Origin of the sequence: Xenorhabdus thuongxuanensis, from assembly GCF_001908095.1 — a bacterium.
In the GTDB taxonomy this organism is placed as follows: Bacteria; Pseudomonadota; Gammaproteobacteria; order Enterobacterales; family Enterobacteriaceae; genus Xenorhabdus; species Xenorhabdus thuongxuanensis.
Map to the genome: position 1 here is coordinate 17,016 of NZ_MKGR01000001.1, position 12,272 is coordinate 29,287.

The following is a 12,272-nucleotide window of genomic DNA, read 5'->3' on the forward strand; positions in this document are numbered from 1 at the left end:
GTTGATCCGCTCCTAGGCTTACCAACGTTGTTGCTTTTTATTTGACCGCATTTCATCGACTTCACAGATAAGCTGAATTTCCACATGTTCCAACGGTAATGTGGTTACGCATCGTGGGGACAGTTTTTTAAAACGCGAACGACGGCATTAATACTTAATATGTAGGGCTCTGGCAGTGTCACGGATGCCGGCATTATTCATTGCAAGATCGACAACTTGCTCTTTTATGCCCGCCTGACAAGCTCGATAAGCATATTCAAGCTGAAAAGTATGGCGGCAGGACAGGCAACGGTAACGCTGGCGTTCACCTTGGCCTGTACCATGTTTTCGCACCGACTCAGTTTGTTGACAAAATCGACATTTCACTTCTACCGTCGCCATTTGATTTCCTGAAAAGTGAGGAGCATATACCAGAAGAAACAAATTGAATACGTGACCCAGAAATTCTTCTCCGTCTTCATATTTCAAGTTTTCTGCAAAATCCCTTTTGCCAAGAGCCAGTTTATTATTTACTACCATAACCTCTAAGAACATCATATAAATCGACTATTAATTAATGCCATCCCCATTACATCACAATATTGACCATTTCTAAACGACTGCATACGCCGTATGCCTTCAGCTTCAAAACCAAATCTTTTATACAGGGCAATCGCTTTTTCATTATCAGTAAAAACTTCCAGTTCAATTCTGATGCAGCCTAACCAATTGAATGCATAGTCAATGGTAAAAGCCATCAACTTTGAACCAACCCCCTTACCAAAATAAGCCGCATCAACACCAATACCAATCCTCACGGCATGTCTACGTCTCGGATTAGCATAGGTAAATAACACTATTGTACCCACGACCTTGCCATTTACTTCAGCCACAAAATCAATATGCCCTTGTGTTTTATTTAATTTTAAACGTTCACGCCACATTTCATGCGAAGGACATGGTCGTTGTAACGTATTGAAGTAAACGTCAGGGTGGCTAAAAATTCGTTGATAATGCTCAGCATCCTCTGGCTCAGTTGCCCTTATTATAATTTCCATGCACACCTCTTTTTAACTTGTCCTCTTTATAACTACCTGATAAAAAAACAAATGTAAATAGCGTATTAAATATTTATTTAAAGTAATAATTCAGCTTTCTACTGAAGTTATTTCATACCCATTTATTTTTTTGGAGTTCATATGGTTCAGGAAAATATAGCTACTTTTGAATTACTCAAAAATCTTGAAGTGAGTCTTCACGGTAAAAAAAGAAATAATCCCAACTGGCTAGATATAGTATTACACGATGATTTTCTAGAAATTAGTAAATCAGGTTATGTTTATACTAAAAAAGATGTGTTTGATGTATTAACTACAGAAATAAAAGCTACTTTTCAACTTTTCTCAAAAGATTTTTCTATGAGTTGTCTTGATAAAAATATTGTATTACTAACTTATCAGTCTTACGAATTGGATCGAACTGGCACCCTATTCAATCAAGCATTTCGTTCATCAATTTGGCAATTATCTTCAACTGATAAATGGCAGCTTATATTTCATCAAGGTACTATCATACCTGTTTAAGATAAAAAATGGCCCAATATTTGGGCCATATCAAAAGGATTCTTTTACTTAATGAGTAAGGCGGGTTTTACGCTTTCTCACAATCTGAAACCCGATCATTAGAACAATAAACCAAATTGGTGTAGCTATTAACGCCTGGCGAGTATCTGGCTGTAAGGAAAGTAATACCAAAACAAAAGCAAAGAAGACTAAGCATACCCAAGACATTACAATACCAAATGGCATTTTATATACCGAAGCCTGATGCAGTTCTGGGCGACGTTTTCTATAAACCAGATAGGAACATAAGATCATGCTCCAAATAAACATAAACAAGATCGCAGAAACGGTTGTCACTAGAGTAAAAACTCTCATTACATCGGGAATACAATAGATCAAAATGACACCAAAAGAGAGGCACAGGCAAGTAAAGACCAACCCTGATGCAGGAACAGAACGGCGGGAAAGACGGCTAAACTGTTTTGGTGCATCTCCTTCTTTCGCCAGACCGAACAACATCCGGCTAGTAGAGAAAACCCCACTATTTGCCGAAGATGCCGCAGACGTCAGAACCACAAAGTTGACAATACTGGCAGCAGCAGGCAATCCGATCAAAACAAACAATTCCACAAAAGGGCTTTTATCCGCACTGACGGCTCGCCACGGCGTGACTGACATGATGACAATCAGAGCCAACACATAAAATGTAATAATGCGGATCGGAATAGCATTAATCGCCTTTGGTAAAGATTTCATCGGATTTTTAGTTTCTGCAGCGGCAGTTCCCACCAGCTCAATACCAACAAAAGCAAATATCGCTATCTGGAACCCAGCAAAAAAACCGCTTAATCCCATAGGGAACATACCACCATCATTCCAGACATTAGAAAGTGCTGCGACATACCCTGCTGGTGATTTAAAGTTGGTGCCAATCAAAATGCCTCCTGTCACAATCAAGGCAATAATGGCAATAATTTTGATCATGGCAAACCAAAACTCCAATTCTCCAAACAGCTTAACTGTCGCGAGATTCAGAGTTAACAATACCAGAACACACAAAAGCGAAGTTCCCCATTCTGGAAAGTCAGGTACCCAATATCCAACATAAGCAGTGATAGCAACAATATCTGCTATGCCAGTGATTACCCAACAGAACCAATAGGTCCAGCCCACAAAAAAACCAGCCCACGGCCCCAGTAAATCCGCGGAGAAATCGCTAAACGACTTATAGTGCAAATTAGAAAGTAATAACTCTCCCATTGCCCGCATAACGAAAAACAGCATAAACCCTATGATCATATAAACAAAAATGATCGACGGCCCCGCAAGAGAGATGGTTTTGCCTGATCCCATAAATAGACCAGTACCAATGGCACCACCAATTGCGATTAGCTGTATATGTCGGTTGGTGAGACTGCGCTGCAAGTGCGAACTTTCAGTAGTGTGTGTGAGTCGCTTTTTTTCTTCCATAGTTGTATCCAATTTATTCTCACAGCATGGCCTTATACCCTCAAGCTGTGTTTAATAGAATATTGTGACATAGACAACAGCGGTATTAACAGAAGGATTTCACATGAAAAACAGAGTGATTGCAATTCGACCAATTGGTTAAAGATTTGTTGTGCGTATTTTATTCGATTAATAAAAAAATGGGTAGAGGCCATTGACGTCCAATTGACACTGGAGAATAATTAATCGTGTTGGGTCGTTAGCTCAGTCGGTAGAGCAGTTGACTCTTAATCAATTGGTCGGGAGTTCGAGCCTCCCACGACCCACCAATTAAATCAATAGGTTATAGTGTTAATTATTTCCAGCAGCTTTCTTGAGTGTCATATTCGTGTCATGCACGCATAAAATACTGTCAATATTTTTCGCGTGTTCTTGCAAATGCACTGGGGATAAATGAGCATATCGTTTAACCATTTCTATGCTCTCCCATCCCCCCATTTCTTGCAGTGCTGATAATGGGACACCGGATTGAATCAGCCAACTAGCCCACGTGTGGCGCAGATCATGGAATCGGAATCCTTCTATTCCCGCCCGTTTCATGGCAGACTTGAATGACTTATTGGCATCAACCCTCATTGGCACCATATCAGTAACCCCCTTCAACTTTCGCTCTCTGACAAAAACATACTTTGTATGCCTGCCTATCTGTTCCCGAATAACCTGACAAGCAGTGTCATTGAGCGAAACTCCAATAGCCCGATAGTTTTTAGATTGGTCTGGATTAACCCAAGCCACTCTTCTTACCAAATCAACCTGTGACCATTCCAACTCTAAAATATTGGACCTTCTAAGCCCTGTAGCTAGAGCGAAAATAATCACTGGTTTTAGATAATCAACAGCATTATCTATCAGAGCTTATCTCTACTGATAAAACAGATTATTTACTGCGCCCCTCTTTCTCTGCAATGACGCGTATCGGTACACCTCGACAAATTGTGGAGACGTACACTTTTCTCAATGGGGCAGAGACTCAGGAATTAATTAACCGCGCTGTAATGGCCTACGGTACACTTCCCGATTGGTTGATTAAACTGATGCGGAAACCCGTATTTGGACGCAATATCCTGTCAACTGCCATGATAGTTATACAGGCGTGCTATAACGATGATGTGGAAGAGTTGATCGGTGAATGGAGACCAGGTCAAAAGGGGGTTATCTATCGTCTGGGTAGCGTGCCAATTAATGACATCATTGTCATTGCTCGCGAACTGATAACGCATGGTGTTATTGGTCGGGTCAAAATCAGAAAACTCCAGCGGCATGAAGGAACGGAAGAATTTTCTGACCAGTTTAAGGCTATTGAGTATATCAATGCGGCTCGCGCTCATTTCAATATGTCAACGTTCAGCCAATGCTATCACAGGGCTGTTAACCGGAACTCAAACCGCCAATGAAGCCATGAGAAATCTGGCGCTTAACATCAACCTCTTTTTAGAGCGCTTCTTCTGGCGCAATGACAGCAAGGTGTTTGTGCTCGACCCGCTCGACATGACCTATATGTATTACGTTTTCAACTTCAACCCCGATGAAAACTTAAGGGTAGCGTGAGGATTAATAGCTTGATTGCGAGTGAAACGATAAGCGGCTTCGATATCCGCAGGTGATTTTAAAGATTGCACGAGAGACTGTCCTAAATGATTTTCAAGAGAAGAAGCCAGCTTGGCCAGGCGCTTAGTGCGGCGACTATCTCCTAAATCGGCATATTGAAAAGTGTCTTTTGCCCATTGCTCAGTATTTGTAGAAAACATCATACGTTACCTCAACGTGGTATTTCTTGTTGAGATCAGCCAGGCAGAAAAAGGTTCAAAAATATCCCTCGATTCAATCGAGGGATTTGTGTAGAAGAGACAGGGCATAGCCGGGGGTTTTTCTATTTATTAGTTGGCAACGTTCAAAAATAAATCTGTACGTACGTAAAAACGCTGCTATTGTGATAAGAGTGATAGCTATGTCACGTAGCTTATTGGCTTTTCTCGACAGATGAGAAGCAGTGACATAGTGTTATTACTGGTTTATCACTTCAGACATTTTACCTCGCTTCGGCGGGGTTTTTTGTTGCCCTGTATTCAATAAAAGTATCCAGAACCAGCAGCAAACTTCAAATTTACACTCCAGCAGATTAAGCTCATCAACAAAGGGTTGACAGGTGATTTTAATTCTACGATAGCCAAGATGATGTTAACCAAACACGGTTATTCCGATAAGCAGGAAATCGATCATCGGTCACCTGACGGCTCAATGTCCCCCGCCAAAATAGTATTGGTTGCCGGAGGTCAACATGACGACAGCGAGAATTGAACTGCCGCCTAAACTCATTCCGGTGTTCAGTGGTGATTATCGCTATCGCGGCTCATACGGTGGACGCGGTTCAGGTAAGACTCGTTCATTTGCCAAGATGAGCGCTATTCGTGGTTACATATTTGCTGAGGCGGGAATTGAGGGCGTTATCCTGTGCGGGCGTGAGTTTATGAATTCGCTGTCAGAGTCTTCAATGGAAAAAGTGAAACAAGCCATTAAATCCGAGCTGTGGCTGGATAACTACTATGAGATGGGCGAGAACTATATCCGAACCCGCAACCGTAGAGTTTGGTATATGTTCTCAGGATTACGGCATAATATCGAGTATCAAATCCAAGGCGCGTATTCTGATAGCGTGGATAGATGAAGCCGAATCTGTTTCCGAAACAGCGTGGCGAAAACTCATCCCAACATTACGTGAAGAAGGCTCGGAAATCTGGGTAACGTGGAACCCTGAAATTGACGGTAGCCCAACTGATAAGCGCTTTCGCAAAACACCACCTGACAATTCTTGCATTGTTGAAATGAACAATGACGATAACCCGTGGTTCCCTGAATTAGGAGGTAGTAGGGGCTAACGCCCCTATTCACCAAATTTCACTTATTATGGATGATTATCTGAATTATGGTGAACCAACTCGTTGTGCCAGCTAATTAATTCGTCACGTAATTTTTCTGGTAATACCGCGACATGACACCCTTCTATTGCACCTGCTAATGCAAGCAATAAGCTGACATTTGTTCTTTTCCTATGCTGCTGGAGTTTGAGGTAAGTCGCTTTTGCCCCCAACATTCGTAATTTTTCTACTTTAGAAATACCTACTTTCCATAATTGTCTTTCTAAAACGATCCCTAAATTAGGGAGATCTTTCAGCCTAAGAGGCATTTTCTGCCTATCAATTATTTCCTTCATTGTATATTGGTAGGCTAAACTTACATACTCGAATAACTGTTTTTGATCCTGCCAAAGTGATTCATTAACACGGTAATACCGCAAAGTCACAGGTATTCCTCTTTTTGAATAAATAAATTTTTCCATTCCCCTGGCTTTAAATAGTACCTCAGCATGACTATTTCCTCGTAAATAAAGCTCTCCATCAGAACTGATAGCAAATAAAATATCATCAATTAACAATCCAATGCCGCCAAATTGAGATTTCTTCTTAAGCGTTCCCAGTGAAGATACACCATGTTGCAATTGAGCAAAACGAGCCCCAGATAAAAACATTTTTAATCACTCCATGAATCACATTCCAAAGTAATGTTTAATCATGCCTTCTGTTAATAAAATAGATAACCAGAACAATTAATTAAAACCATACGCAATCTACTCCCAACTGCCAATCGTTAAGGCAGAAAAATCCTAATTTCTGTAAATTTTTGCGAAGCGCTTTGAAAAAAAGAGACTTGCTTTTAATCAAATATCGTTATACTGTATAAATATACAGCTTATTATGGCGAGGAACATTATGAGCATCCGATCGGCGTGGGAATATCTCACTGAGAAAAAAACAGCAGCTACTGGCACAACCGAGGAAGAACATAAAATAGACGAAACAATGGTTGAGATGACCATGAAAAGAATGTCTTTTTTGGAATCTTCTCAATGCACTTCACACATGATAAAAGGCATGGTCAGTGAGCTGGTTTACAATGAACACCAGACTGTCATTAATCACATTCTTCTTCCTTTATTGCGCCAATCTGGAAAAGAAAATCGATGGTTACTTTGGGTGAATCCTAATAAGAGGTTAAGTCGCCAATGGTTAATAGATGCTGGGCTTCCCTTAAATAAAGTTGTCCAACTAAACCAAATTCGTCCTATTGCTTCAATTAATGCCATGGAAAAAGCGTTGGCAAGCGGCAATTATAGCGTTGTATTGGGTTGGTTACCGGAATTATCAGAATATCAATTAAATACGCTACAAATAGCTGCGCAAAAGGGTATTACTCTCGGTTTTATTATGCGCCCACAAAATTTATCACATCTATTTATTGCACAAAAAAATAGGCTACAAGTTCACTCTAATTACTATCATTGACTTAAATTAGGATTAATCCCAATATTTTTTATGAAAAATAAGCTACTCATTGATAATCATTATTGATTGCAATGAAAATCAATATATTAATACTGTAAGCATTGTAAATGTTCGTCAAAAATATTTATTCTTTGTCAGTCGATAATTAAATTTTTTGTGTCATGAGTCACAGTGCACTTGTAACTTTTTAACTTCGTTGTAGACTTTACACAGTTTAGGGAGTTGTGCTGACCGCTCTTATATTTCAGAACATATCTTCTGATTAAAGCATGGTTACCTAACAGAACATTTTAACCAGTGGCTAACAATAAGGCTTTTAAAGCCAATTGCCTATTTGGATGATAACGAGGCGTAAAATGAAAAAGACAGCTATCGCAGTAGCAGTGGCAGTAGCAGCTTTCGCAACTGCTGCTCAAGCGGCTCCAAAGGACAACACTTGGTATACCGGTGCTAAGCTTGGTTGGTCTCAATACCATGATGTAAATTTCTACGGTAATGGTTATGATAACCGGATTGGCGACGGTTCTCCCCACAAAAACCAGTTAGGTACGGGTGCTTATGTCGGTTATCAAGCAACCCCATACTTAGGTTTTGAACTTGGTTACGACTGGTTAGGTCGCATCGCTTATAAAGGTAGCATTGATAATGGTGCTTTCCGTGCTCAAGGCATTCAGTTGACCACTAAACTAAGCTACCCAGTGCAGGACAATTTGGATGTTTATACTCGTCTTGGTGGTATGGTATGGCGTGCAGATTCCTCTGCGACTTATAACTCTAATGCCGCTTCTCCCACACAAGTAAGGAAGAAAAACGACGACACTGGTGTTTCTCCTCTAGCCGCGATTGGTGTCGAATACGCGTTGACAAAAAACCTGGCAACCCGTCTGGATTATCAGTGGGTTAACAACATCGGTGATGCCACCACTGTTGGCGCCCGCCCAGATAACGGCCTGCTGAGCGTTGGTGTTTCTTATCGTTTCGGGCAAGATGAAGCTGCTCCGGTCGTTACACCAGCCGCACCTCCAGTTGTGCCTGCGCCAGCTCCTGTGGTTGAAAGTAAGAGCTTTACCCTGCGCTCTGATGTTCTGTTCAATTTCAACAAATCAACACTGAAAGCAGAAGGTCAACAGGAACTGGACAACCTGTATAACCAACTGGCTAAAATCGATCCAACCCAGGGTAAGGTTCTGGTAGTCGGTCACACTGACCGCATCGGCAGCCAAAATTACAACCTGCCACTGTCTCAGAAACGTGCTCAATCCGTCGTAGATTATCTGGTTGCTAAAGGCATTCCAGCAGATAGCATCCAGGCAGAAGGTCGCGGCAAGGAAAACCCTGTCACTGGCTCTACCTGTGACAAAATTAAAGTTCGTTCTAAACTTATCGATTGCCTGGCTCCAGATCGTCGTGTAGATATCAATATTCAGGGCACTACTGAAGTGGTAACTCAGCCAAAAGCTGTTCAGTAAGGCTATTCTAATCAATTTATTGAAAACCCCATTTTAAATGGGGTTTTATCTCTTTCCTTATTTGTCAGTGGGCTTATTTCCCGAGTATTGCTTCCAGATCTTGCTTCAAACTTGACATTTGATGAGTATATTTTTCCCGATATTCAGCATCTTCCAATAACTGTATGATTGTTTCTGACAGGGTATTACCACGACGTCGGGAGAGCGCTGAAAGCCGTTGCCAGACATGAAAATCCAAATCAATGGATTTCTTACGCGAATGTTGGTGTTCAGCATTAAAATGACGTTTACGCCGTGCCCGAATCGTTTGCTTCATTCGGTTGGACAAATCCTGATTCATATGCAGAGCAATCCATTTCAGTACCTTGACTGGCTCGCTTTCTAAATTCATTAATTCATTGACTGCATCTTGAGCAGCACTTTTTTCAATGTATTTAGTAATCGGCTCACCTTCACGGTGTTTTTTTGTCAAATAAGCCCATTTCCAGCCACATTCCAGATTTTCCAATTGTTGATATTTCATTTCATCTCTCAGTGACAGCGTAACATAAATTAAGCATAGCAACTATTTCTTTAAATTGCCTATGACAACACAGAATATTGGCATATTTTACAAGCAATGAAAGTGCTGGCTCAAATGTCGTTTCTTTCAAAATTCTGGCATGTCGATTCATTGCCTAATCTTGTATAATAAGTGTTTCCCTTTTCACTATATGATGTAGCTATCACTTTGACGAATATAAAACTAGACTGGCAGGCATTACAGCCAAACAATGCGCCTTATCAGGCACTCTTTAATTCTGTCGCTGAATTGGCCCCCATCACAATGGATGTGGTTCAACCTAGGCTGCATAGTGGGTTATCCCTTTTTTGTCAGGCCTCCCTGCGTCAACCTTTTATGCTACTGAAAGCAGAAGAAAGTGATGTTTATCTGTCTCTTCTATCCAATACTATTTCCTCTTTGTTGCCGGAGAGCCGGCCAAATATCGGTGGTTATTACCAGATAGAGCACCAAACCATTACCTGGCATTCTTCAGGGGAAGGTATTTTTGCGCCAACTGAACGAGTTGCTTACCGTGAGTGGATTGAGCCAGAGCAATTATTTGGCAATGTCTATACGTACCAAGGGATACTTCAACTGCAACCAGGCCTTATCCATCAAGTAAATGGTGGTATCTTAATTTTGCCTTTGCGCACCCTACTCTCTCAGCCACTAATGTGGGTTCGTCTCAAGCAAATGATTATTCAGCGCCGTTTTGACTGGCTATCACATGATGAAAATCGTTCCCTGCCATTGCCGATACCTTCAATGGAATTAGATTTGCGTCTGATGTTAGTCGGTGACAGGCTCAGTCTTGAAGAGTTACAGTCCATTGAACCTGAACTGGCAAGCAGCGCATTGTATAGCGAATTTGAGCTGGATATACCCTTTCATGCAGAAGATGATCTAACACTATGGTGTCAATACGTTAATGGAATCATTCAGCAACAAAACTTACCTCCATTAAGTGCCGATGCCTGGCCTGAGTTGATTAAACTTGCTATCCGTTACACAGAAGATCAATTCCGGTTACCTCTGGATATTCAATGGATACAGCAAAAATTGGCTGCCGCTGCCAATTATCAGCAGGAAAAGCAGATCACCAAACATTCCCTGCAACAAGCAGAAGATAATCGTACCTGGCGTCATAGTTATTTGGCTGAACGCAGCATAGATGAAATTCTGAAAGGCCAGATATTGATTCGCACACAAGGCTCAGTTATCGGCCAAATCAATGGGCTATCTGTACTCGAATATCCCGGACATCCTGATCCAATGGGGGAACCTTCCCGTATCAGTTGTGTTGCGCATTTAGGCGATGGGGAATTTATCGATGTGGAGCGCAAGGTTGAATTAGGCGGTAATATCCATGCAAAAGGCATGATGATCATGCAGGCTTATTTAATTTCTGAATTGAAATTAGAGCAACCACAACCGTTTTCAGCTTCAATTGTATTTGAACAATCCTATGGTGAAGTGGATGGCGACAGTGCTTCACTCGCCGAATTGTGTGCCCTTATCAGCGCCTTGTCACAACAACCTATTGACCAGCAAATTGCCGTTACTGGTGCTGTAGATCAATTTGGTTATGTACAACCTATTGGTGGTGTTAATGAAAAAATTGAGAGTTTCTTCCGTATATGTCATTACCGAGAACTAACCGGTCATCAGGGTGTCATTATCCCAACCGCAAATGTTCAACATTTATGCCTAAATCAAGAGGTTATTGATGCGGTAAAGAATGGACAATTTCATATTTGGGCAGTTGAACATGTTTCTGAAACCATATCATTATTAACGGGTATTCCTTATTATGATCCACAAAAAGAACACTTGTTAGCTATGATATGTGAACGCATTGCACAAGCTAATATTCAAGAAAGACCTCGATTTCCTTGGTTTCTCCGCTGGCTAGGTTAACTCCTTCGTTATCTGATCGGAGTTGTTGGGCGTACAAGTGTACGCTATTCTCTAGCCTTACACGATTATAAGGCTATCTGAAAATATGTTTAAAAAACAAGAGTCCTACACGAAAGAAGAACTTCAAGCCTCTGGGCAAGGTAAATTGTTTGGTGAGAATGGCCCACCGCTGCCTTCTGGCAATATGCTGATGATGGAGCGCATCATAAAAATGACAGAAACCGGTGGTACTTACGATAAGGGGTATATCGAGGCTGAACTCGATATCAACCCTGAGTTGTGGTTTTTCGATTGTCATTTTGTCAATGATCCTGTCATGCCAGGCTGCCTTGGCCTTGATGCCATGTGGCAGCTTGTCGGTTTCTTCCTGGGCTGGATCGGTGGAGAAGGTAAAGGCCGTGCGCTCGGTGTTGGGGAAGTCAAATTTACTGGTCAGGTATTACCAACAGCCAAAAAAGTGACCTATCGCATTAATCTCAAGCGTGTTATTAATCGCAAATTAATTATGGGCTTGGCTGATGGTGAAGTTCTGGTAGATGGCAAACTGATTTATACTGCGACTGATTTGAAAGTAGGCTTGTTTAAGGATACTAGTGCCTTTTAATCGACTTTTATTGACGGCTAACGACTTATTAGCCTCGCCGTCTCAAATACTGAGCACCTCCGCTACCGCGGAGGTGTTTCTCCCTTCTGATTGACTCACACACGATCTTCCTGCGCCTGACGCCATCCCCCTAACCAATACGAACGAGCATCCAATGAATGATAAGGACAATGCTCCCGTGGCCGTCCCAAAATGCCTGCATGATAGCCTCTGGAAAGTGCTCTTGCTAAACGGTCTCTTTTCTGTCTTTTCATGCCTTACTTCCTCACTTGTTACTATGAAGATAAAACAATGATCGTTTTTATCCGATTGGCTCTAGTGATCTCCCCATGAAATGAATCATATACA

General features: G+C 41.4%; 12 protein-coding genes, 1 tRNA gene and 5 pseudogenes. 10 read left to right on the forward strand and 8 right to left on the reverse strand.

Annotated features, from left to right (window positions below; translation table 11 throughout):
- Nucleotides 1-21 precede the first annotated feature (21 nt).
- A pseudogene (locus Xentx_RS18410) lies at nucleotides 22-381 on the reverse strand (IS1 family transposase); the annotation flags it as partial.
- 152 nt (nucleotides 382-533) lie between these two features.
- Entirely contained in the window at nucleotides 534-1,037 is a 504-nt protein-coding gene (locus tag Xentx_RS00120) for a GNAT family N-acetyltransferase (protein ID WP_074018255.1), read from the reverse strand.
- Between the two features lie 141 nt (nucleotides 1,038-1,178).
- Here Xentx_RS00120 and Xentx_RS00125 point away from each other — a divergent pair, with 141 nt between their 5' ends.
- The gene (locus Xentx_RS00125; protein ID WP_074018256.1) at nucleotides 1,179-1,562 is read left to right on the forward strand and encodes a nuclear transport factor 2 family protein; all 384 of its coding nucleotides are present in this window, start codon (nucleotides 1,179-1,181) and stop codon (nucleotides 1,560-1,562) included.
- Nucleotides 1,563-1,610: 48 nt separating this feature from the next.
- Here the strand turns inward: Xentx_RS00125 and cycA are convergent, their stop codons facing one another.
- Nucleotides 1,611-3,011, reverse strand: coding sequence for a D-serine/D-alanine/glycine transporter (cycA, locus tag Xentx_RS00130; RefSeq protein ID WP_074018257.1), 1,401 nt, complete (start codon nucleotides 3,009-3,011; stop codon nucleotides 1,611-1,613).
- Between the two features lie 232 nt (nucleotides 3,012-3,243).
- On the opposite strand from cycA, the gene Xentx_RS00135 reads away from it, so the two are divergent.
- Nucleotides 3,244-3,319: transfer RNA gene (locus Xentx_RS00135), tRNA-Lys, on the forward strand.
- Nucleotides 3,320-3,341: 22 nt separating this feature from the next.
- Here the strand turns inward: Xentx_RS00135 and Xentx_RS00140 are convergent.
- Nucleotides 3,342-3,902 (reverse strand): annotated as a pseudogene (locus tag Xentx_RS00140) (site-specific integrase); the annotation flags it as partial.
- Between the two features lie 83 nt (nucleotides 3,903-3,985).
- Between Xentx_RS00140 and Xentx_RS00145 the strand changes: the two are divergent.
- Together Xentx_RS00145 and Xentx_RS00150 are read left to right on the forward strand one after the other, a co-directional pair.
- Complete coding sequence (locus Xentx_RS00145; RefSeq protein WP_208607520.1) at nucleotides 3,986-4,444, forward strand: DUF6246 family protein; 459 nt, start codon at nucleotides 3,986-3,988, stop codon at nucleotides 4,442-4,444.
- Nucleotides 4,445-4,466: 22 nt separating this feature from the next.
- Nucleotides 4,467-4,592 (forward strand): annotated as a pseudogene (locus tag Xentx_RS00150) (baseplate wedge 1 family protein); the annotation flags it as partial.
- Here Xentx_RS00150 and Xentx_RS00155 read toward each other — a convergent pair.
- Nucleotides 4,592-4,798: pseudogene (locus Xentx_RS00155) on the reverse strand (IS4/Tn5 family transposase DNA-binding protein); the annotation flags it as partial. The pseudogenes Xentx_RS00150 and Xentx_RS00155 sit on opposite strands and share 1 nt — an antisense overlap.
- 370 nt (nucleotides 4,799-5,168) lie before the next feature.
- Between Xentx_RS00155 and Xentx_RS00160 the strand changes: the two are divergent.
- Nucleotides 5,169-5,348 (forward strand): terminase small subunit, encoded by a 180-nt coding sequence (locus Xentx_RS00160; RefSeq protein ID WP_415843310.1) that lies wholly within the window; start codon nucleotides 5,169-5,171, stop codon nucleotides 5,346-5,348.
- Nucleotides 5,329-5,908 (forward strand): annotated as a pseudogene (locus Xentx_RS00165) (phage terminase large subunit); the annotation flags it as partial. The gene Xentx_RS00160 and the pseudogene Xentx_RS00165, both read left to right, overlap by 20 nt.
- Nucleotides 5,909-5,952: 44 nt before the next feature.
- Here the strand turns inward: Xentx_RS00165 and Xentx_RS00170 are convergent.
- Entirely contained in the window at nucleotides 5,953-6,576 is a 624-nt protein-coding gene (locus tag Xentx_RS00170; protein ID WP_074018258.1) for a TfoX/Sxy family DNA transformation protein, read from the reverse strand.
- A gap of 241 nt (nucleotides 6,577-6,817) precedes the next feature.
- Between Xentx_RS00170 and sulA the strand changes: the two genes are divergently transcribed.
- Nucleotides 6,818-7,390: an SOS-induced cell division inhibitor SulA gene (gene sulA, locus Xentx_RS00175; protein WP_074018259.1), complete on the forward strand. Its 573-nt coding sequence runs from the start codon at nucleotides 6,818-6,820 to the stop codon at nucleotides 7,388-7,390.
- Nucleotides 7,391-7,746: 356 nt separating this feature from the next.
- The gene (gene ompA / locus Xentx_RS00180; RefSeq protein WP_074018260.1) at nucleotides 7,747-8,859 is read left to right on the forward strand and encodes a porin OmpA; all 1,113 of its coding nucleotides are present in this window, start codon (nucleotides 7,747-7,749) and stop codon (nucleotides 8,857-8,859) included.
- A gap of 73 nt (nucleotides 8,860-8,932) precedes the next feature.
- Here the strand turns inward: ompA and matP are convergent, their stop codons facing one another.
- Complete coding sequence (gene matP, locus Xentx_RS00185; protein ID WP_074018261.1) at nucleotides 8,933-9,382, reverse strand: macrodomain Ter protein MatP; 450 nt, start codon at nucleotides 9,380-9,382, stop codon at nucleotides 8,933-8,935.
- 207 nt (nucleotides 9,383-9,589) lie between these two features.
- Here matP and Xentx_RS00190 point away from each other — a divergent pair, with 207 nt between their 5' ends.
- Both Xentx_RS00190 and fabA read left to right on the forward strand, forming a co-directional pair.
- Nucleotides 9,590-11,320 carry an AAA family ATPase gene (locus Xentx_RS00190; protein WP_074018491.1) on the forward strand — a complete coding sequence of 577 codons (1,731 nt, stop codon included), beginning with the start codon at nucleotides 9,590-9,592 and terminating at the stop codon, nucleotides 11,318-11,320.
- A gap of 85 nt (nucleotides 11,321-11,405) precedes the next feature.
- On the forward strand, nucleotides 11,406-11,924 hold the full coding sequence (gene fabA, locus Xentx_RS00195; RefSeq protein WP_074018262.1) for a bifunctional 3-hydroxydecanoyl-ACP dehydratase/trans-2-decenoyl-ACP isomerase: 519 nt from the start codon (nucleotides 11,406-11,408) through the stop codon (nucleotides 11,922-11,924).
- Between the two features lie 95 nt (nucleotides 11,925-12,019).
- On the opposite strand, the gene rmf is transcribed toward fabA, so the two are convergent.
- Nucleotides 12,020-12,178, reverse strand: coding sequence for a ribosome modulation factor (gene rmf, locus Xentx_RS00200; protein ID WP_074018263.1), 159 nt, complete (start codon nucleotides 12,176-12,178; stop codon nucleotides 12,020-12,022).
- Nucleotides 12,179-12,272 lie beyond the last annotated feature (94 nt).

Coding starts and splice junctions, on each gene's coding strand:
- Xentx_RS00120 (WP_074018255.1), bottom strand. CDS start 1,037: ATGGAAATTATAATAAGGGCAACTGAGCCAGAGGATGCTGAGCATTAT.
- Xentx_RS00125 (WP_074018256.1), top strand. CDS start 1,179: ATGGTTCAGGAAAATATAGCTACTTTTGAATTACTCAAAAATCTTGAA.
- cycA (WP_074018257.1), bottom strand. CDS start 3,011: ATGGAAGAAAAAAAGCGACTCACACACACTACTGAAAGTTCGCACTTG.
- Xentx_RS00170 (WP_074018258.1), bottom strand. CDS start 6,576: ATGTTTTTATCTGGGGCTCGTTTTGCTCAATTGCAACATGGTGTATCT.
- sulA (WP_074018259.1), top strand. CDS start 6,818: ATGAGCATCCGATCGGCGTGGGAATATCTCACTGAGAAAAAAACAGCA.
- ompA (WP_074018260.1), top strand. CDS start 7,747: ATGAAAAAGACAGCTATCGCAGTAGCAGTGGCAGTAGCAGCTTTCGCA.
- matP (WP_074018261.1), bottom strand. CDS start 9,382: ATGAAATATCAACAATTGGAAAATCTGGAATGTGGCTGGAAATGGGCT.
- fabA (WP_074018262.1), top strand. CDS start 11,406: ATGTTTAAAAAACAAGAGTCCTACACGAAAGAAGAACTTCAAGCCTCT.
- rmf (WP_074018263.1), bottom strand. CDS start 12,178: ATGAAAAGACAGAAAAGAGACCGTTTAGCAAGAGCACTTTCCAGAGGC.